This is a genomic window from Jiulongibacter sp. NS-SX5 (genome assembly GCF_052828545.1).
The window spans coordinates 2,528,939-2,550,947 of sequence record NZ_CM128248.1; the positions used below are offsets into that span (position 1 = coordinate 2,528,939).

At 39.7% G+C, this 22,009-nt stretch carries 15 protein-coding genes; 8 read left to right on the top strand and 7 right to left on the bottom strand.

All coding sequences use genetic code 11. The features are described 5' to 3' along the window. Positions 1-168: 168 nt before the first annotated feature. The 5 genes from metG to ACUXV0_RS11240 all read left to right on the top strand — a co-directional run bounded on the left by metG (position 169) and on the right by ACUXV0_RS11240 (position 7,970). Entirely contained in the window at positions 169-2,214 is a 2,046-nt protein-coding gene (metG, locus tag ACUXV0_RS11220) for a methionine--tRNA ligase (RefSeq protein ID WP_446189642.1), read from the top strand. A gap of 80 nt (positions 2,215-2,294) precedes the next feature. After that, a complete protein-coding gene (locus ACUXV0_RS11225) occupies positions 2,295-2,768 on the top strand; it encodes a transposase (protein ID WP_446189643.1) in 474 nt (157 codons plus the stop codon). 52 nt (positions 2,769-2,820) lie between these two features. Next, complete coding sequence (locus ACUXV0_RS11230) at positions 2,821-4,074, top strand: M24 family metallopeptidase (protein WP_446189644.1); 1,254 nt, start codon at positions 2,821-2,823, stop codon at positions 4,072-4,074. A gap of 66 nt (positions 4,075-4,140) precedes the next feature. After that, positions 4,141-7,284, top strand: a complete 3,144-nt coding sequence (locus ACUXV0_RS11235) for a choice-of-anchor Q domain-containing protein (RefSeq protein WP_446189645.1) — start codon at positions 4,141-4,143, stop codon at positions 7,282-7,284. Positions 7,285-7,586: 302 nt separating this feature from the next. After that, positions 7,587-7,970 carry a hypothetical protein gene (locus ACUXV0_RS11240; protein ID WP_446189646.1) on the top strand — a complete coding sequence of 128 codons (384 nt, stop codon included), beginning with the start codon at positions 7,587-7,589 and terminating at the stop codon, positions 7,968-7,970. 63 nt (positions 7,971-8,033) lie between these two features. On the opposite strand, the gene ACUXV0_RS11245 is transcribed toward ACUXV0_RS11240, so the two are convergent. The 3 genes from ACUXV0_RS11245 to ACUXV0_RS11255 form a co-directional block, all read right to left on the bottom strand. Next, a complete protein-coding gene (locus ACUXV0_RS11245) occupies positions 8,034-8,528 on the bottom strand; it encodes a DUF2911 domain-containing protein (RefSeq protein WP_446189647.1) in 495 nt (164 codons plus the stop codon). A gap of 114 nt (positions 8,529-8,642) precedes the next feature. Further along, positions 8,643-9,380 carry an ABC transporter ATP-binding protein gene (locus ACUXV0_RS11250; RefSeq protein ID WP_446189648.1) on the bottom strand — a complete coding sequence of 246 codons (738 nt, stop codon included), beginning with the start codon at positions 9,378-9,380 and terminating at the stop codon, positions 8,643-8,645. A gap of 221 nt (positions 9,381-9,601) precedes the next feature. Continuing rightward, positions 9,602-12,151 (bottom strand): hypothetical protein, encoded by a 2,550-nt coding sequence (locus ACUXV0_RS11255; RefSeq protein WP_446189649.1) that lies wholly within the window; start codon positions 12,149-12,151, stop codon positions 9,602-9,604. A 115-nt stretch (positions 12,152-12,266) separates the two neighbouring features. Between ACUXV0_RS11255 and ACUXV0_RS11260 the strand changes: the two genes are divergently transcribed. Genes ACUXV0_RS11260 through ACUXV0_RS11270 form a run of 3 tightly spaced genes read left to right on the top strand, consistent with a single transcriptional unit; the run spans position 12,267 to position 18,857 of the window. Next, positions 12,267-12,923 (top strand): phosphatidylserine decarboxylase family protein, encoded by a 657-nt coding sequence (locus ACUXV0_RS11260; protein WP_446189650.1) that lies wholly within the window; start codon positions 12,267-12,269, stop codon positions 12,921-12,923. A 42-nt stretch (positions 12,924-12,965) separates the two neighbouring features. After that, positions 12,966-18,614 carry a T9SS type A sorting domain-containing protein gene (locus tag ACUXV0_RS11265; protein ID WP_446189651.1) on the top strand — a complete coding sequence of 1,883 codons (5,649 nt, stop codon included), beginning with the start codon at positions 12,966-12,968 and terminating at the stop codon, positions 18,612-18,614. A 9-nt stretch (positions 18,615-18,623) separates the two neighbouring features. Then, positions 18,624-18,857, top strand: a complete 234-nt coding sequence (locus ACUXV0_RS11270; protein WP_446192812.1) for a phosphatidylserine decarboxylase — start codon at positions 18,624-18,626, stop codon at positions 18,855-18,857. Here the strand turns inward: ACUXV0_RS11270 and ACUXV0_RS11275 are convergent, their stop codons facing one another. Genes ACUXV0_RS11275 through ACUXV0_RS11290 form a run of 4 tightly spaced genes read right to left on the bottom strand, consistent with a single transcriptional unit; the run spans position 18,858 to position 21,993 of the window. After that, on the bottom strand, positions 18,858-19,241 hold the full coding sequence (locus tag ACUXV0_RS11275) for a group I truncated hemoglobin (RefSeq protein WP_446189652.1): 384 nt from the start codon (positions 19,239-19,241) through the stop codon (positions 18,858-18,860). A gap of 9 nt (positions 19,242-19,250) precedes the next feature. Continuing rightward, positions 19,251-20,063 carry an ABC transporter ATP-binding protein gene (locus ACUXV0_RS11280; protein ID WP_446189653.1) on the bottom strand — a complete coding sequence of 271 codons (813 nt, stop codon included), beginning with the start codon at positions 20,061-20,063 and terminating at the stop codon, positions 19,251-19,253. A 12-nt stretch (positions 20,064-20,075) separates the two neighbouring features. Beyond that, a complete protein-coding gene (locus ACUXV0_RS11285; RefSeq protein WP_446189654.1) occupies positions 20,076-20,933 on the bottom strand; it encodes an ABC transporter ATP-binding protein in 858 nt (285 codons plus the stop codon). A 7-nt stretch (positions 20,934-20,940) separates the two neighbouring features. Beyond that, positions 20,941-21,993, bottom strand: coding sequence for an ABC transporter permease (locus ACUXV0_RS11290; RefSeq protein ID WP_446189655.1), 1,053 nt, complete (start codon positions 21,991-21,993; stop codon positions 20,941-20,943). Positions 21,994-22,009: the final 16 nt, after the last annotated feature.

Sequence of the window (22,009 nt, forward strand, 5' to 3'; positions counted from 1 at the left end):
TGCTAAACGGTGAATTGAAGAAAAAAGCCCGTAGTATATAAGCGAGCAAAACATGTTTCTATGAATAATACAATTGAAGTTTTTTTAAGGTATCACCTCAATATATCTCCTTAAAGCTCATTCAGAATCCCTAAATTTGCACTGCATTAAAGAATTGAACCTCAAATAATGAGCAAAACTCCCCAAAGATATACCGTCACCGCTGCCTTAATTTATGCAAACGGTCCTATCCACATCGGTCACCTGGCCGGCTGTTATCTGCCTGCAGACGTTTACGTAAGATACCTTAGAGCTAAGGGAAAAGATGTAGCATTTATCAGCGGTACAGATGAGCACGGTGTACCTATTACTATCCGTGCCAAAAAGGATGGAATATCTCCACAGGAGTTGGTTGATAAGTACCACGGTCTTATCAAAAAAAGTTTTGCTGACTTTGGGATCAATTTTGACATTTACTCACAAACATCAAAACCAAAACATCACGAGGTTTCGCAAGATTTCTTCAAAACATTATACGAAAAAGATGTTTTTATAGAAGAAGAAACAGAGCAGCTTTATGATGAGACTGCCAAGCAATTTCTGGCAGACAGATATGTGGTAGGTACCTGCCCAAAATGTGGTAACGAGAACGCCTACGGCGATCAGTGTGAGAAGTGTGGCACCGCACTTTCGCCTACAGAATTGATCAATCCAAGATCTACCTTATCTGGCTCAGCACCTGTAAAAAAGACTACCAAAAACTGGTATCTGCCGCTGGACAAAATGCAGCCTCAGATAGAAGAATATGTCAATAGTCATCCCGAATGGAAAACCAATGTGGCAGGGCAGTGTAAATCTTGGCTGAATGATGGTCTAAAGCCACGTGCCATGACTCGTGATCTGGACTGGGGAATCAAAGTTCCTGTAGAAGGGGCCGACGGCAAAGTCCTTTATGTATGGTTTGATGCCCCAATCGGCTATATCACTTTTACGCAAGAGTGGGCCGAGGCCAATGGCAAAAACTGGAAAGACTACTGGCAAAGTGAAGACACCAAACTGGTACACTTTATCGGTAAGGACAATATCGTTTTCCACTGTATCATTTTCCCGGCCATGCTTATGGCTCATGGTAATTATACTCTGGCAGATAACGTTCCGGCCAATGAATTCATGAATCTGGAGGGTGACAAAATCTCAACGAGCCGAAACTGGGCCGTATGGCTTCATGAATACCTGGAGGAATTCCCTGGAAAAGAGGATGTGCTACGCTATGCCCTGGCCTCAAACGCCCCGGAAACTAAAGACTCAGAATTTACCTGGAAAGACTGGCAGACCAAAAATAACTCTGAGCTGGTAGCCATTCTCGGGAATTTTGTAAACCGTACCATGGTACTCACCAATAAGTATTATGACGGCATAGTGCCGGCTAAAGGGGAGCTAACAGAAGCCGATAAAGAAACACTGGAGCAGCTAGCACAGCTTCCTTGTGATATTTCAGACTCAATGAAGAACTACAAGTTCAGAGAGGCTTTGTCGCAAATGATGGAGGTTGCCAGGCTAGGTAATAAATACTTAGCAGATGCCGAACCGTGGAAATTGATCAAGACAGACCCTGAGCGTGTTAAAACCATCATGAATATTGCGGTGCAAATCACCTCAACATTGGGAATAGTTTGTGAGCCATTCTTACCATTTACGTCAGCCAAAATTAATGATATGCTCAATGCAGAGCAGCGTCAATGGATGAATGCCGGCAAGCCAGAGGCAATTAGCGAAGGACAGCAAATTGGAAAGGCAGAATTACTATTCGAGAAGATTGAAGACAGTGTGGTAGAAGCACAGGTCAATAAATTACTGGAAACAAAGAAAATGAACGAACTGGAAGGAAAAGCAGTGCCTGAATTAAAAGAAGAAATCGTGTTTGATGATTTCATGAAATTGGATATTAGAGTGGGTACTATTCTGGAGGCCGAGCCTATCAAAAAAAGCAAAAAGCTGCTTAAGTTTTTAATAGACGACGGAATGGAGAAACGAACAATTTTGAGTGGTATAGCTCAGTATTATTCTCCCGAAGAAATGATAGGTCAACAGGTGACATTTATTGCCAATCTGGCACCAAGAAAAATGATGGGTGTGATGTCTGAGGGTATGATCCTGATGGCCGAAGACAAAGACGGCTCATTAGCCCTGATGCAGCCCAATAAACAAGTATGGAATGGTGCTGGGGTGAGCTGACATAGAATTCGCTCAAAAGCAATCTATTTTAGCCAAAGACGATATTTCGTAGATTTGATACCCGTCAAATTGAGAAATCCATGTCTCTGCCACAACGAAAAAAAATACGTTTAGAGGGTTTTGATTACTCCTCAGAAGCTCTGTACTTCATTACCACCAATGTAAAATCTAATCTGAGCCTTTTGGGGCGGATAGAAAATTCAAAAATGGTTTTGAATCAGTTTGGCCGAATTGTGGAAAAGCAGTGGGACTGGCTTTTTGAACAGTACCCTTATATAAAATCTCATGCCTTTGTGGTGATGCCAAATCATATCCATGGGGTGATTGAAATTAAGAAACCAGATATACCCGCTGTCAAAATTAAATCTATCCCCCAGTTAATTGGTGCATTCAAAACTACATCTTCTAAACAAATCCGTTTAGCTGGGCTGAAAAATTTTCAATGGCACAAATCTTACCACGATCATATCATTAGAAGTCACATTTCTTATCAGCGAATCGTGAATTATATTGCTCAAAACCCGGCCAAATGGAATGAAGATAGATTCAAATAATAGTAATTGACATGGCTTTTGAATAATTTCATGCATACACAAAATGCCAATTATGCATCGACGATCTTTTCTTTCTTTTGCGGCGATTGGCCTGATGGCCCCTGCCACCGCATCCGCCGCTGTACGGATCGCTCGCGAGCGATCCCTCCACGATGGCGGATTATTCACCAAATTCCCAAAACCTATAACAGACAAAGAAAGGCTGGAGAGAATAGCGAAGGCCCAACGCCTTTTGCAAGAAAATGAAATGGCGGGCTTAATACTGGATGCCGGTACCTCTATGCAGTATTTCAGTGGCATACGCTGGTGGCCGTCTGAAAGAGCCTTGCTGATTTTAATACCTGCCTATGGAAAGCCAGGGATTATTTGCCCGGCGTTTGAAGAGGACCGTTTGCGTGAGCAGCTCACTCTTGATATGAATGTGCTTATCTGGGATGAGCACGAAAACCCCTTTAAATTGGTCGGATCCTACCTCTCTGACCTCGGTCTCTCTAAGGGTAAAATAGGAATGGAAGAGCGTGTGCGATTTTTTATCTCTAACGGTATAGCCAAAGCTAACCCTGAGTATACTGTGGTATCAGGTGACCCAATTACCATACCCTGCAGAATGATCAAAACGGAGCATGAAATTGCTTTGATGCAAGCTGCTACCAATATCACCATAAAGGCAATTGAAGAGGCCGTTTCTTCTTTAAAACCTGGAATGACAAACTACCAGATCGGTGGTATAGTGAGAGAGGTACATGAATCACATGGTGCCGAGCATGACTTTGCGTTAGTGCTAGTGGGTGAAGCTTCAGCCCTACCCCACGGCACTCGTAAACCTCAGGTTCTGAAAGAAGGAGATATCGTATTGATGGACTGCGGCTGCCGGGTTCACGGTTACAGTTCAGACATTACTCGTACGACAGTTTATGGAGAGCCTTCTGCATTCCAAAAAGAAATCTGGGCACTGGAGAAGAAGTCTCAGTCTGCAGGTTTTGCAGCAGCACAGCTCGGCAATACAGGTGGCATGGTAGATGCCGCCTCCCGAAAAGTGATCACAGATGCAGGCTACGGGCCAGGCTACAAAGTACCCGGTTTACCCCACCGCACCGGTCACGGAATAGGCATGGATGGCCACGAATGGGGTAATATGGTCAAGGACAATCCTCGTAAACTGGAAAAAGGAATGTGTTTCAGCATTGAACCTACTATAGCGATTCCCGGCAAGTTTGGTATCAGGCTTGAAGACTGCGTATACATGACTGAGAAAGGCCCAAGATGGTTTTCAAAACCCGCAAGCTCTTTGAAAGAGCTGTTTTAGTCTCTAATCCGGCTTAAAACCTCGACAAAATTATAAACTGTATATTAGGGTTTTCTCTTAGCCACTATGAAAACTCTTTATTTACTGATCCTTCAGTTCTGTACGTTTACAGTATTTTCGCAATCAACCTACATTGTAGACAGCACCTCTAACACTTCTGGAACACTATCTATTTATTCGGCCATAAGTCAAGCCTCTGCGGGTGATACTATTGCATTTTCTTCTCAGTTGAAGGGTGACACCATTACTCTTTATAATGGACAGCTGATTATTGATAAGAATTTAGTTCTTAAAGGAAATGGATTCCTGGAAACCATAATCTCGGGAAACAATAGTTCAAGAATTTTCTTGGTGAACTCAGGGGTTTCATTAGCTCTTATTGACATGAAGTTGATTGATGGGTATGCCAATGGAGGAAATTATATTGAAAGGAGTGGTGGAGCTATTTTAAATCAAGGTACCCTAATTTCTAATAGAGTTTTGTTTGCCGGAAATGAGGCCGTAACTGTAGGAGGAGCCATCTACACAAATGCTAGTGCTAGTTTCAAGAACTGTGTTCTTTCAGGCAATAAATCATCATCTGAAGGAGGCGGAATTCACAACGCAGATGATGCCTCATGTACTATCATCAATTGTACAATCACTGGAAATGAAGGAAGCTCGGGCGGCGGAATTTTCAATGGTTTTAGTTCTACAATGGATTTAGGGAATTCGGTTGTCGCATTGAATTCGTTGAATGCTGGTGGCTTTAATGATATAGAAGACCTAAATGGTATAAACTACATTGGCAGCAATCACATCTACACATCAGGTTTTGGTGTCCCTAGCTCGGGCAATGGTGTTGATCCTCTGTTTATAGAAAATGCAAGTACTGCTCCTTCAACAGATGGAAACTTTGAGCCTAAAGCCTACTCGCCTCTTATTGATCAAGGGACTGACACAACAGGTTTATCCATTGGAAATATCGATCTAATAAAATTACCAAGAGTCAAGTCAACTAAAATTGACCTTGGAGCATTTGAGGTACAAAAAAGTGGCTCTGTCTGGGAGGTCACTAATGCTACCGATGGTTCATTAGGCTCCCTTAGGTATATATTTGAACGATATCTTGAGAATGATACCGTTACATTTTCTGCAAACCTAAATGGAATTGAAATTGAGTTTAGCAACGGTCAATTTGAAATTGATAGCAACCTAGCCATCATTGGGAACGGAACCTCTCAAACTATTCTGGATGCGAATAAACTTAGCAGACACTTTAACCTCTTACCTAACAAAACACTTCATTTAGAAGGACTCAGTCTAATGGATGGAAAAGTAAATGGAAACGGAGGAGCTATATTCAATGATAATGGCTCTTTATCATTAATTGATGTTCATTTCAAAAACGACTCAGCCTCCTTTGGCGGTGCTATTTATGACAAGGGCAATATCGTTGCAAATCGAGTTGTAATTTCGGGTAACTGGAATTATGGCCTTTTCAAAGTTTCTGGATCACTTTACTTAAAAAATTCAGAGATTTCAGGTAATACAAAGTATGGGGTTTACTTTACCTCAAGTACAAGTGCCTCAATGAGTGGCTGTACCGTTGCAAACAATGAAAGCATAGGAATTTATAATACAGGAATAGACCTTCATCTGTCAAACACCATTTGTGCGGGTAATCAGTTTGTAGATGTCTTCATAGAAAGTCCTGGAACTATTGTAGATGGAGGTTTTAACTTTATTCAAAACCCTGGAGGCGGTCATGGGATAACAATGGGTAACAATATTAAACCTTATTTTACAGAGCCTCAAAACACATTTCCAATCCCTACTGCCACAGGTGACTATACCCTGGAGCCTTGTTCTTATGCCGTTAACCGAGGCCTGAATGATACCACTGGATTTGACTTGGGGATCATTGATGCTGCACAAAATTTAAGAATTTCTGGGAGTAGAATTGATATTGGGGCCTATGAATTTACCGGAACACCAACCGCGAACCTCTATACGGTTACGAATAACTTAAATGATGGCTGTGGAAGTTTGAGACAAATATTAACAGGAACAGACCTTAGTGATACAGTAAGATTTTCCACTCTATTGAACGGTCAACCATTTGTTATAACTTCCGAAGTTATAAAAGTGAAAAATCATCCAATGAAATTGAAAGGAAATGGAAGATCTGAAACAATCCTGGACGGAGGAGGAGTACAACAGATTTTAGACCTTGATTTTGGCAGCGACTTTTATTTAAGTGACTTAACCTTAAGTAATGGCTTTGGTAATGTTGGTGGGGCTATCTATAACAGAGGGAATTTAGAAATAGATAAGGTTACTTTTACAAACAACAATTCTGATGGTTCAGGTGGGGCAATATATAACACAGGCACCTGTGTAGTAAAAAACTCTTCATTCTTTTCGAACAATGCCCCAATTGGTGGAGGTATATATAATGTTATGAGCTTAGAAGTGTTAAAAAGCGAATTTAAAGGAAACGAATCCTCTATCATTGGTGCTGGTATGTACAGTGAGCGATTTGTAACAGTGAAAGGATCACTATTTACAGGAAACAAGGCTCAAGACGGAGCAGCGATACTTATATCTAGTTTGGGTTCTCCCAATACAGTTTTAATCAACAACACTATAGCTAAAAACGAAGGCAGAGGAGTTTACATCACCGGAGATGCGTTCATGGCCAAAAATGGTATGCCGGGAAGCTTTAGTGATTTACAGCTTTTTGAGGCGAATCTAACGGATGGTGGAGGAAACTATGTTACCGATGATGTGAATGATCACCCATTCACTTACGGAAATAATGTAGATCCTCTTTTTATGGATGACAACATAACTACTCCAGCACTTATTGGTGATTTTAGACCATTACCTTCCTCACCTTTAATTAATTCTGGAACCCCTGACACCACTGGTTTAAATCTCTCTTCTATAAACATTACAGGCAAGCCTAGAATTTATGGCTCGGCTATTGATATAGGAGCATTTGAGTTTCAGTGCCCTAAAGCCTCTTCTGAAGTTCTCAATATAACCGCCGCCATTACTGCCGGGCCTCAATACCACAGGGCCACAAAAATCACTGCGAATAGTTCCATTAGTGCGTCTGACCTAATTGGTCTAAGAGGGTATAAAGATGTGGTTCTATTGCCGGGCTTTGAAGCAGAATCGTCTTCAGTATTTGAGGCCAGCATAGAGGAGAACTGCTTTGAATAACACCTTGGTTTTAGGTCCCCTTTCCTAAACGGAACCGTGGCATCACAGTTCCTTTAACTTCATTTAACATATCTGTAATACCCTTTACGCAACCTCTCCCGTTAAATGGTCATCAATTAAACAATTGATTTAAGGCTCATTGACGTACTTGACAAAAAGGTTACCGCTCAACAAGTTTATTTGCCATACATACTATTATGTATTGCATAGTACTATAGAAAAGTGACCTTTGAAACGTAAAGGAAATCAGAAGCCTTTCATTTATTCTATTACTTACAAACATTTATTAAACTATTACAATTATGAAAAAGCAAGTAAAAACAATCGCAATCGCTCTTTTAGCCGCAATGACCATCTCAACCGGTTTTGCCAAAGAACATGAAGATCCTAAAAAGGTAAAGTCTTTTGACGTAGGAATGTATTTTGATCACCATAACGGAATCATCAAAACATTTGTAGAAAAAGACTCTAATACCAAGCTCAGAATTTCATTTCAGGATGAAAATGGAGTTGAACTAGGGTTTACCACCGTCGATAAAAAGACCGAAAAAGGAATGATCCCTTTTAATGTGAACAATCTGCCTAGTGGCTCTTACCAAATGGAGGTAAGCAATGGTACAGAGAGTACCATTCATGAGCTGGAGATTAGCCGACCTGATCCCGTACAGCAGGTTACGTTTTACTAGAAAAGAGAAAAGCCCTGTGCCATAATATGGCAGAGGGCTTTTTTATGTTTGAAGTTTTGGTGTCTAGAATGTTATAGGCACCATTACTTTTGTATCATCCCAGGCGATCACCATGTCGCTTCCTTCAAAATAAATGCTGAATAACTCTACTGTACCGTTAGTAGAGCTAGCCTTAGCAGAAATATGTGGTAGATCAGCATCTTTAATCTTTTCATAGCCATAAGCTCCCCACTGCTCTAAAGTTGGGTTCAGAATAACTGTCCAGTTGCCATCTTCCTGAGGAATAGTAAATAAAGAGTACGTTCCGGCCTTTACATCTACGCCTCCTACTTTTCCATCTTTTTCAAGGGTTAATTCTGTGGCATTATTGGCTCCTGTTCTCCAGATTTTGCCGTAAGGAACCAATCCTCCAAAAATCTCTCTGCCCTTTTTAGAAGGTGCACTGTATGTTACTGATACATTTTCGCCTTCTACATTTTTCTTCGGGCTGGCAGGCTTTTGAGCCATTACCATAGATCCTGTGAACAAGAAAGCTGCTAGAAATAATAGATTTTTCATCGCTCTAGTAAAATAGTTTTAGGTGTTATTATTCAGAGAACTATTCTCTGACACCAAATAAACGCAATAGAGCAATAAAATGTTTGTCCGAAACGGAAATGAACCTAAAATGAACTACTCAGACTTCTCAGCCGCCAGCTTGGCAGCCATTTCCCGAGGGTTCGTAGGATTTGGATTGATGATATCAGACTCTATTAGGCCGTCACGAAGTCTGATAATTCGGTGGGCATACTGAGCAATGTCTTCCTCGTGCGTTACCATAATGATGGTATTGCCTCCGGCATGAATATTCTCAAAAAGCTCCATAATCTCATATGAAGTTTTGGTATCAAGATTACCTGTAGGCTCATCAGCCAGAAGAATCGACGGATCATTTACCAAGGCACGGGCTACGGCAACACGCTGACGCTGACCACCCGAAAGTTCGTTCGGTCTGTGAGAAGAACGGTCTCCCAAGCCTACACTTTCCAGAATTTTCTGGGCTTTTTCAGAACGTTCAGATTTGCTATAGCCAGCATATATAAGTGGCAATGCTACATTATCTCTAGATGAAATCCTTGGCAAGAGGTTAAAGGTCTGAAACACAAAACCAATCTCTTTATTTCTGATCTCGGCTAACTCAGCTTCGGTCATATCAGAGACGTCTTTTCCATTGAGAATGTAATTCCCTCCAGTAGGCGAATCCAGACAGCCGATTATATTCATCAAAGTAGATTTACCCGAGCCAGAAGGCCCCATAAACGCCACGTATTCACCTTTATTAATGGTGATAGAAATGGTTTTCAAGGCATCTACTACCTCGGTACCCATTACGTATCGTTTAGCTATATCGTTGGTTTCAATGATTTTCATGCGTCGGCTGTTTTTGACTAGATACAAAGGTATGCCTTAGTGTGGCTTCGCAAATTGCTTTTTTATTAATGCCTCCATAGGCGGATAGGTGGTTTTGAAAAAATTTGAGTGGTTAATATGTTTTGAAAAGCGGCATTTTACTCGATGCATTGAACACTTTTTCCAATTTTTGCTCAATCGTTTGAGCAATTTTTCAAAATATTGTTGAACTTATTGAACAATTAGAGCGGTTCAAAACCAGCTTCAAAGTCTTTTTTGGCTTGCTCATATTGCTCATAAAACTTCGCAAACTCATCATCCGGAAGTAAAGCTTCCAACTTATCCAGACCATTAATAGCGTAGTCATTCACTCCATTTTTGACTGCGAGCAGAACATATTTTTGCCACAGAACTACCGAGCTTTCATTAAACTCCAGAGCATCAAAAACCACTTGGTAAGCCTGATTGAGCTCTCCTTTCTCCTCTAAAAACGAGGCAATATCCTTCACCAAAAAACCATTTAGAGGTGCCTTTTTTAGAATATCCTGATAGGTCTCCATGCTCAACTCTAACTGATGAAGTTCTCCTGCCTGCTGAAGCTGGGATGATAGAAGGTGGCTCCTAAAATTGTTTTCTTCTAAAACCTCCACAGAACTCTCATCTCCCGAGGCCTCTAGATTATTGACGGCTCTTTGGTATAAGCCTTCTTTGAGATACCACAAACCCAATGTTCTCCGATTCCTCATTCCGGTTTCTGAGCTATCTTGTGCCAAATAAGTCATTTGCTTTAAAGCAGAGATCTTTTCATTTGATTTATAAGACTGATAAGCTTTTGCCAGCAAAACGTCATTATTCAAACCCGCACCCACACTATTCTCAACCAGCGAACTCCATACAGAGTCTGGTTTTTGAATAATCTCTGAAGGCAGCATGGCTCTGTTATAAAATGACGCAAACTGAGCCGAGTTAGGCGATACACCTTCATAAACTTCAGGCAAGTTTACAGGTATATTACCTGTCATTCTGGCGATGGCCAGTTGGTTAGCCAAATTACTTTCTCCTTCATCTTTAAAAGCTCTGGTGACCGAATCTAGCTTTGCGGGGAGAGCATTCTCTATCCAGAAAGCTTGTAAATTGGTGTTTTGCAAAGCACAGTCTGAACAAAGAGCCAGGGCCTTATTAAGGTAAATATAAACGCTGTCTCGGGCATTTGCCTTTTCCAGTGTATGTGCCATGTTGGTCATTAATCGGGCACTTTTGGGGTAAGCTTTTAAGCCTTCTCTTAAATTAAATAAAGACTCAAAATAGAGATCTTCAGCTTCAAGATTTTGACTCAAAGCCGCGTAAGTATATTCAGTAGGGTTCTTTTGAAGAGCTCGTTTATAATAATAAGAAGCAGTTACCTGGTCTCCCACCTGATAAGCCATCTGAGCAAGTGCATAATTAGCTTTGTGATTATACAGGTCATTCATGACAGACTCCTTATAAAAAGTCTCGGCAGCCGTAAGCTCGCCTTCTGCCTGATAATAATCCCCGATGGCATTCGCCAAACCAGCCTTAAGCTGGGAATAGCTATAAATGTTTTTTTGAATCAACAAAAAGGCCACCGCCGCCACTGCTGCTACTTTGGTCAAAATCAAACGATTGAATTTAGGCTTGTAAAGCACCAAATGAACGTTCAACCCTTGTCTGAAAAGAGCAATAAAATTGATGATGACATGTATGAAAAATGCCAGCCCCAAGATCAGATGACAAATGGCTGTATAATCGATGAGTAACTCAAAAAGAGGATCATTACCCGTAGAAAAGGCAAATCCTAGTATAGCTGTAGAGACAAGTGCAGCTCCCAAATAAAGCCAGACACCTGTTTTTTGAAAGCTAAACCAGCCAAGTTCCTCCGACTGCTTTCTGAAGCCCCATAGCCCAGCTACGGTGGAGAAAATAAACAACCAAACAGGGCTTATAATATAACTGCTAGCCTCAATATACTTTCCGTTTTCCAAATAGATTAAAAGGCAATTGAGCAAATAAAAAACAGATAACATTAAGTAGGTGCCTAAAGAGTTTTTGCCTTTTTCAGTACCAGAACTGGCTGCGTAGACGATAATGGCAATAGCCTCATGACCGACCATGAAAACGAATGTAGCAAAGACAGCAAGTGGAAAAATGAGACCATACTGGGCGAAAGCCAAAAGAGGCTCATCCACCACCGAAGCAGCATTAAGGCATAAGAAAAGTATAATCAGTGATACAAGGATCACCACAAAACGTAACCAAAAAGAAGCGGCCTTTATGAATGAATTAAACAGGAATAAAAACCCGCCTATGATGGCAAAAGATACTAAAAATGCCAGACTTTCTGTTTGACCTAAAATGATTTCCATGCGACCAGTTAACAGAAAAAGAGCCGTTAAAATGATAGCCGGGAGAAGCCAAAGCGTGTTTTCTGACGAAAGAGCAGAGCTCATCAATGCCAAGCCCACAGATGAGCAAAAGAGAAGTAAAAGCACCGGAAAGTCCGAAATATGCTGAGCTGAAGGGATAAACCATTCTTTGACATAATACACGATCTCGTTATTGGTAAACCTCAGACCTTTTTCTACAAAAGCTTCTACTGCAATGTCTTTCTTGAGTAGCTCTGTGGCCACATCCCAGCTGAGTACGTTATCATATCCATTGAAATGCCAGAAGAGTAAAAGTGCTGAGAGGAATAGGCAGAAACCCGAGAATACGAAAAACAAAGCCTTTGATAGTGTGGGCCAGTTCTTCCAAAAACGAGTATTAAGAATCATAAGGGTGTTTTAAGGTCTTATTGGAAAGTACTGCACAAATAACGCCATTTTCTTACAGGTTCGTGTAAATCGTTTCGGCACTCTTATATTTGCTACTGAATCACAATGAATTGATATGACGCTTCATAAGGAAGGAAAAGCAACTTTACTTATTGCTCTGGCCGGTGTCCTGGCCGTTTATGCTATTTTAAGATACTTTTTACCGGAGAATGACCTCATTCACGGTTTGTGGCTTTTTGCTTCATTGGTGATTATGGGGCTGGTTCTCCAGTTTTTCAGAAAGCCCTCAAGACCTCTGACTCAAAACCCAAATCAAATTTTAGCCCCTGCGGATGGCAAAGTTGTGGTTATTGAAGAAACGACTGAAACGGAATATTTCAATGGACCTAGAAGGCAAATCAGTATTTTCATGTCTCCGTTGAATGTCCATATTAATTTCAACCCAATCTCGGGCATTGTCAAATACTTCAAATACCACCCGGGCAAATACCTGGTAGCATGGCATCCAAAATCAAGTACGGATAACGAAAGAAGTACGATCGTAGTAGAGCATGAAAATGGCAAAGAAGTACTTTTCAGACAGGTGGCAGGTGCTATGGCTCGCCGCTTATGCTGGTATGTAGAAAAAGGGCAGAATGTAGAACAAGGAAAAGAGTTCGGCTTTATCAAGTTCGGGTCTCGTATAGATATTTATCTACCTCTTGATGCCAAAATCCACTGCCAGATAGATGATAAAACCGTTGGGGGGCAGACGGTGATTGCTGAGTGGTAGTCAAAAGCAGCCTTTCTATTTTAAATACACACTATACTTTTTATGAAAAAAATTCTTTTCTACACTTTACTTTTTATTGGACAACAGTCTTTTGCTCAAAGTGCCTATTCAAACTCTCCTGTTTGTAGTGATGGTTCAGATACTTTAAAGTTATATGCTGAAGGTGGTAGTAACTACGAATGGTCAGGCCCCAATGGGTTCACAAGTTTAGAGCAGAACCCTCTCATTTTGAGTCCAAATGAAAAGAATAGTGGAGAGTACTCAGTGAAAATTGATAATGGGCAGGTTATTAAAGTAGCTACTGTAGTAGGTAGCAGCAATATTGAAAGAGGCTTGACTAATATTAACAACTCATTTATTGGTAGGGATATCCATCTAAGTCCTAATTATTATGAACCAACGGCAAATTATTTTTGGTCCGGACCTGAAAACTTTAGAAGTACGGAGATTAGCCCCAAGGTGTATAATTTCACAATTGATAATTTAGGAATCTATTCACTTGAAATAGTTGATCGATTCGGGTGTAAAACCAGATATGAGAAAAATGTCGCGGTAGATGATCCAAACTGCTTATACAAGCCTATACTTTACGCTCGGTCCAAAAATTCGGAAATTACTCACAGCTCCAATTCATATCAGTCAACAGGATATTTTTGTTCAGGCAGCGAAGTAGAACTAGGTATTGATACCACTTCAATTGTATTAGCACAAAACGACAAATTGGATTGGTATAGAAATGGAATTCTTCTTAGCTATAATGACTTTTCAATAAAGGTTACAGAGGGAGGAGAGTATTATTTCATTTTAGACAAAGATGGTTGCCAATATAATTCTGGTATTATCAGACTCATTGAAAAAGAAGCATTTCAACCAACCGTAACTAGCAATTATGATAATCCGGTTATTTGTGAAAGCTCTGGTTCGGCATCCTTGAACGCCAGAATTCTCAATTACTCTCTATTGGCCAATAAAGTAGTGTATAGATGGAGAAGAGACGGAGAAATTATTGAGGATGAATTAGAGAAATATTTGTATACAAATATGCCTGGTTCTTATTCTGTTGAGGTCAAGGTAGATCAATGTGAAGCGAGGGAAAGCTTTCCTTTAGAGGTGAAAAAGGGATTTACCCCAAACCATGACTTTTATGTGGTCGGATATGATCATGACCAGAAAACAATTGTTTCATGTCCGGGTTTAAATAGTGAATTTGGTTTGTATGGTTCTTCAAACTCGTCTTTTGAGTCAATTACCGATGATAAAGGAAATGAATACCCCACATACAACCCAAGTATAAAAGTGGGCCCCGGAAACTATTACTTTAGTGCAGGCTACGGTAATTGTGTTGTCAAGGATACGATAAGAATTATTGAACAAGGGCAATTTGATATTGATACTTACGATTACCTCAATTACAACTTTGGAGGTCAGGGCTGCCGTACAAGTTTGTTTTTTCTTAGCAGAGATACATATCTCTATGGGAATCCAAATCTGACTATTTTTAAAGACAATAAACTTCTTTTAACAAATTACTATTTGTCTACTCTAACCCCCGGTAAATATCAATTCAGATATGACGACGGTACTTGTTTTGGAACTTCCGATGAATTTGAATTTAAAGGTGACGGAACAGAACCTTTACTAAAAATAAAGGGGAGAAATTCTGTTGATCTCTGCCCGGGAGAGTTTCATACATTAACTTTAGAAAGTTATGATATTAATAAAATCTACAAGTGGTATAAGGACGGTGAGCAAATTTATAAGGGAGAATTTTTTACAATAAGTATTGATAAACCTGGAAATTATTGGGTGGAGGAAGAAAATGGTGATGAATCTTGTAAAACGTTCTCCGACACAATAACAATAAGAAACCTAAAAAAAGAATCATGGAAAATAGATGAGCAGTGTAATCTAGAATCTGGTGGCACTTTACAAATTGACCCCAATGGATCAAGGCTGAATAAAGATTACCATTGGTTCCTTGATGGTTCATATATTGATGGCTCTAAAAACAAAATTCAACTAAATATTTCAGAACCAGGCGTTTACTCAATCATGGTTTCTGAAAATAACTGTTTATATGAAGCAGCAGAGAATATAGCTGGCATTCCATTTAGTATAAATTCTGAACTATGCAGAGGGGATAAATTGGAAATAGAAATAGATACCACCAAAGGTAGCTTTGAAAATCTGATATCTCCAAATGGCTTAGTTTTCAATAGTATTGAACAGTTAAATAGTGCTACTGCACAAAGTGGTACTTACTCATTTAACTCTCGTAGTCACATGGGTTGTTTATATGAGGCAAAGGAAGAGATTGATATTCAAGACCCTATTTTATTTTATATTCCTGAAAACCAAGAGTTTTCGGAAGGAGAGTACCTTTCTTTGGATATAACTGTACCTTCATTAACGGATTCGACTGAGACTCCCCAAGATTTTGAGCTGTATTCAAATGACCAGTTTATTGGTTCGTGGTACATAAATCAACAAGGAGAGATAAGTCAATCTACTCCCGTATACTTTGAAAGTTCAATGGTTGGAGACTACACATTGAAAGGGCATAGTTACTATGGCTGTACTCTTGAAAAAAAGGTGAGCTTATCATTAAAATCAAGTAATGTTCCTATTGTAAGATTAAAGGTTGCCAATACTTATTCTACCTATTGTGTTGAGGAGGAAATTGGTATCCCGATTTTAATACCCGAAGGTATCACAGATTCTGATTTTGACATAAATATTCGGTTTCAGCAGAGTAAAGACTCCATTCGTGGGACGGTAAGGAACGATTCAGCATTCTTCAAATACTCTCTTGAAAAGTACTTGGAACTTAACCGCCAAACATCTTTTTATTTTGAGGTTGTTCCCCGAAGTGCAAAACTTGCTTATTGGAGAAGCTATTCTTCCTCTTTCTCCGTAGTATTTGGGAATAGCCTCACCACCACACCCAAATGTGACTCAACTCTTGTTGAATTAACACAGAAAATAAGTGGCCCTTTTCAATGGTTTAGGGATGGGGAGTTTTTTGCTCAAACGTTGGCCCCGTACTTATTAACAAAAGTGCCTGGAGAATTCTACGTGTCCTCTGCCAATAATGCCAGGGTTTGTAAAAATGTATTTTCAATGCCGATTCGAGTAAAAGAGGAAAAGAAATTGAGAACCCCTGTTATAAGTCAAAATTTACATGAATACTGCCACACTGGCGAAAACATCTTAAAAATTGATAATCACTATGAGAATGCGGGCTATTTATATCGATGGGAAAAAGATGGTAACATCCTTGAAGGAGAAACATCTATCAACCTCAATGTTATAGAAGATGGAGTTTACAAAGCAATAGCCAGCTATGGTGATTGCGAGACTGCTTCTCTGCCATTTACTTTTAAAAGTAGTCCGTTTCGTCAGGCTCCGATTTATCACTCTCCTCATGAAAATTATTACGAAAATTTAGGCAAGTTACACAAAGAGGTTTGTACAGGTGGCTCCGTCTCAATTGCATTCAAAGAGGACATTAACCTCCCTGCAAAAAAAATAAAGTGGTATCGGAATGATTCCTTAATCGAAGACCGTCATAAGCCTCGAGAAAAATTTGATTTGAGTGGAACATATAGAGCATCTTCCCAAAATGGCAATTGCACTTATATCTACGACTCCTTCTCCATTGAGCTAAAGGATACTCTTAAAACAAGTATCGAGATTTATAGTCCTAACCCCTTAACACATGGAAGTAATGCCGACCTAAATTTCTATACTATCAATGAAACTAATAATAGCACGTTTCAGTCTTCAGAAGTTTTGAATTGGTACCGGAATGACTCAGTATTTGTTGATCCAAATGAGTATAGGCATAACAGAAGTCCAAATTATATTGATAGTCATATTTACCCGTCGAAAGAAGGTTCATATTATGCGTTTGGTGAGGTAATAATGATCGACTCCTCAGCTTCATGTATTATAGCTACGGACACCATTAATCTTGAAGTAATTCCGCCCGATACAACTACCCCAGATTCTGATTTTGTAGTTATCAGTACCCAGAGTTATAGCTTAGGTTGCAATAATTTGGCAACAATACTGAAAGTGACAGAATCGAGAAAAGTAGATATAATCTGGAAAAAAGATGGTGTAACTCTAGATAACAAGTTAAGTGAGTTAGTTGTTGAAGATGCCGGAATTTATGAAGCCTTTGTGATTATCAAGGGATCCTTTAACCGGAAGTACTTATTTAATGTTATTGGGAAACAAGGTGTTCAAATTGAAACAGCATATAAAGAATCTCCATATAGCTTTGAAGACTGCTTTGCAGGCGGACTTTATTTAAGTCTGAATGACGAGTTAAACTCAGATATTAAAGATTTTTACTGGTATCTCAACGATGAGCTCGTTTCTGTTGGTAGCACATCTTTTACTCCTCAGGTTGCTGGTACATATCATTTGAATCTTTCTTTGGCAAACTGCGAAATGACTTCTAATAAGATTGTAATAAATAAACAAGAACCTGAGAAAATATTCTTTAGTGATCATGTCCAATACTTATGTAATGGAGATCTATTGGAACTAGAACCCGCCAATGACGAGGACGTGAATCTTATATGGGCCGTTAATGACAATGTTATTAGCATTAATTCATCTAACCGCCTTGAAGTAACATCTACAGGCACATATACTCCAATTCTAAATGAGAATGGCTGCCTGTATAGCCTAGAACCAATTAACGTTCAAAATTTGTCTTATCCTGAAGAGATTTCAATTTCAGGAGACTCATTATTTTGTCCGGGCTCTATAGCCCAAATTAACATCTTTCCTGTGAGTGAAGGAGTCAACTATACAGTTTTCAGAGACGGCTTAGAATTAATTGACTCAGTAGAGTCAGAATTCGTAGTAGACCATCCGGCAGTTTATCAAGCTGTTTTCGAAAAAGGAAATTGCAAAAGCACTTCAAACCTCTTTACTGTTACAAAAGAAATAGAGAATAAATTACGGGCTGAAAGCACAATCTTATGCTTAGACTCAAACATAGACATCTCAATTGAGGATCCAAGAATAGTTTCTTTTCAATGGTATAAAGATGGTCAGCTTCAAAGTGACATAAACACCACAACCTATACCGTTAACTCAGCCGGTATGTATTACTCCACTATCGCCTCAGGAGAGTGTATTACATACTCTGATACTATTCTTATAGAGAAGGCCGAAATTTCGGAAGGGTCAATTTTTGGGAATCAGGAAGTGAGTTATGGAGATTCGGCAACTTTAGATATTTCAATCAATGGAAATGCCGGACCTTGGGAAATAGTGTTATCCGATGGTACAATACTAAATACTGAGCAGGCTCAATATCAATACCATTTCATTCCTACTCAAAGCGAAACATTTACCATAGCAACTCTTTCTGATATCTGTGGCGAGGGCCAATTTAGCGGTTCGGCTGATGTAAAAGTGCTCGTTTTAGCTAGTGAAGAAGATGATCAAGTCTTAGTTTATCCGAACCCGAGTTCTTCATTTATACTTATTAATCATACAAATTTAGAAGCCATTAACTTAATCAATTCCCAAGGGAAAGTTTTAAAGCCAAAAGTCGAACTCAGTAAGGATTACACAAAAATTGACATAAGGCAGATACCTTCAGGAATTTATCATTTGAACTTTTTGAAGGAAGATCAAAAAATCAGTCGCAAAGTGTTAAAGCTTTAAATTATCTCAATAGTCGTAGAGCATGAAAATGGCAAAGAAGTACTTTTTAGACAGGTGGCAGGAGCTATGGCTCGCCGCTTATGCTGGTATGTAGAAAAGGGTCAGAATGTAGAACAAGGGAAAGAGTTTGGCTTCATCATGTTCGGGTCTCGTATAGATATTTATCTGCCTCTTGATGCCAAAATCCATTGCCAGATAAATGATAAAACCGTAGGGGGGCAGACGGTGATTGCGGAGTGGTAGCTAGTCAGATTTTTTAACACCCAAGACATTATCATGGGCCCCTGCTGCTACTACCATAACCTCATAAATAAGTTCCTGAGGCACATTTAACTCCTTAAATGTTGACATAAGGTGCCCAGCAAATACCATAAAGTGCACTTCACTTAAGCCTTTTTGACGGGCATTGATATGAATGTCTCTGATGACTTGTGCATCATATTCTGCGGGACCTCCAAAAATGTGAATAAAAAATCGTTTGAGTTTACCCGCAAGGGCTTCGGTGTCTATTCCTTCAAAGAAGGGAAAAATTAGATCATCTACGGCAACCTTCTCGTAAAGTATGGTAACTGCCTTATCTACTGTTTCTTCGCCTCCTATCTTATCGTACAGTGTTTCTTTTTCCAAAGGGCTATGCTAATGTCCTTCGAGAAAGTTAATTAAATATTCACGATAATCATAATACCTTGGGTGCTCCAAAACCTCTTTTCTGTTTCTAGGTTTAGGGATTTCTACCTGTAAAGTATCACCAATAGTGGCTCTGGGCCCGCTGGTCATCATGATGACACGGTCTGCAAGAAAAATAGACTCATCTACGTCATGAGTAATAATCATGGCAGTGATCTTTTCTTTATTCAAAACCTCAAGAAGTACATCCTGAAGCTCGCCTCTGGTAAGGGAGTCTAACATACCAAAAGGCTCATCAAGAAGAAGCATTTTAGGTTTAAGAGCAAAAGCTCTGGCTATACCTACTCTCTGCTGCATACCCTGAGAAAGGTCTGTAGCCTTTTTATCAAATGAGTCTGCTAAGCCTACTTTTGATAAGTAATATTTACAAATATCTAGTCTCTCTGATTTTGAAGCATGTGGAAAGACCTCTTTGACACCAAGCATCACATTTTCAAGAGCAGTCATCCATGGCAATAAACTCGGAGCCTGGAAAATTACACCTCTATCTGGACCCGGGCCGGTAATTGGGCTACCATTCAATACGATCTCCCCTCCTGAGATAGGGTTCAGACCTGCAATCATTGATAACAAGGTAGTTTTACCACAGCCTGAGTGACCAATAACCGAGATTATTTCTTCATTCTTAATGTGAAGGTCAAGACCATCCAATACCACATATTCGCCCTTTGGAGTTGGGTAAATTTTTACAAGCTTGTTGATTTCAAGCATGTTGCCAACCTGGCTTTCTTTAATCTCTGGTGTAAGTTCTAAGGCTTCCATATCTCCTTTGGTTTAAGCTACTTTCTTTAATGTATTCCCTTTTACAATTGGCTGAATCTCCGGAAGAATAAACTCTTCTGTAAGATCAGACTTGCGTCCCTCTCCGATTTGCATTAAATACTCAATGATATCGTTTCTGATCTCTTTAAACTTAGGATCATGATTCATTTCTGTTTTGTCTCTCGGTCTTTCTATGTCTATGACAAACTCTGGCCCGAATGTGGCATTAGGTCCCGGATCAAGCGGGATAATTCTATCTGCCATCAGAATACCTTCATCTACATCATTAGTGATGAGAATAGCAGTTCTTTTGTTCTTACTCCAGATGTTCAAGATCTCATCCTGGAGGTTTCCTCTGGTTAGGGCATCAAGAGCACTTAATGGCTCATCCATAAGTAGAAGCTCAGGGTCTACTGCTAATGCACGGGCTACCGAAACCCTTTGACGCATACCTCCAGATAACTCTTTGGGTTTCTTATTAATAGCAGGTGTGAGATTTACCATCTCTACACTTTCTCTTATAATTCTGTCTTTAATGACCTTACTTTTTTCTTTGTAAACAGAGTTTACAGACAGAGCTACATTATCATAAACAGATAGCCATGGCAATAGGGAATAGTTTTGAAAAATCATTCCTCTTTCTGCACTCGGGCCGGTAATCTTTTCGCCTTTGAAGGTAATCTCACCAGAGTCTGGCATAATTAAACCTGCCAGCATCTGCATTAGTGTAGTTTTACCACTTCCTGAAAAACCTACAATGGCCAAAAACTCTCCATCCTTTACTTCCAGGTTGATATTGCTGAGAACGTCAACTTTCTGGCTCCCTGTTCCGTAGGATTTTGATACGTTATCAAGTGTTAATATTGACATATTTTTCTTATTTAAAGCTCATTGCTGTTTGTAAATACATCATGATTCTGTCAAGAGCAAAGCCGATGAAACCGATAACAAACATGGCTACGATGATTTTAGCATTTGAATCATTGGCTCCATTTTGAAACTCTTCCCAAACGAAAGAACCAAGTCCAGGGCTTTGTGCTAATAGCTCAATGGCAATCAGTACCATCCAGGCCACAGACACAGTAATTCTCAATCCTGTAAAAATCATTGGTAATGAAGCTGGCAGAATTACCTTGAATACTTTTTTGACAGTGCTCAGCTGTAATACACTCGCTACATTAAGGTAATCTTTGTCAACAGACGAAACTCCCACAGAAGTATTCACCAAAGTAGCCCACATAGAACACAGACCCACACTGATAAATGAGATGATAAAGGACTTATCCATGTCAGCATTGCTGATAGCTGTTTTCACAATCATGAATACAAGAAGAAGCCATACTACCGGTGAAACCGGCTTAAATATCTGGATGATCCAGTTGATAGAATCTCTAAGTTTAGCACTCAATCCAAGGACAATACCCGTAGGCACTGCCAATAAAATAGCTAAAAGAACACCAGCTAGAACTGTCTTAAGGCTTGTCCCGATCTGATCGACAAATGAAGGACGGCCTGTGTACTTGATTGCAGCCAAACCTTTGGCTTTTCTGCTGGCATTAACTTTGGCAGTCTTCTTATTGAAAGCTTTTTTATCCGCTGAAATTACTTTGTGATCTGCCCATAAGGCGTTAAAACCACTCCAAACCTGAACGGGAGTTGGTAAGGTATTTGGCTGACAGCTAACATCTCCAGAAGCAATACATGCCTTCATCTTCTCTGCAGCCGCTGCCCCTTGCTCTGTCATGGCCTTTTCGATCTTTCTATCTGCTTCAATATTGTATAACCAGCTGGCTCCTAAATGCCAGATACCCACAAAGGCGATGATAGATACAATAGTGAACAGAAGCCCTTTTAACTTACTTCCTTTCAGAAATCCAGGCTTTAGGAATGAAAAATCAATCGGCTTTTTAAGTGTTGCTGTCGTTTTCATTGATAGTACTTGTTTA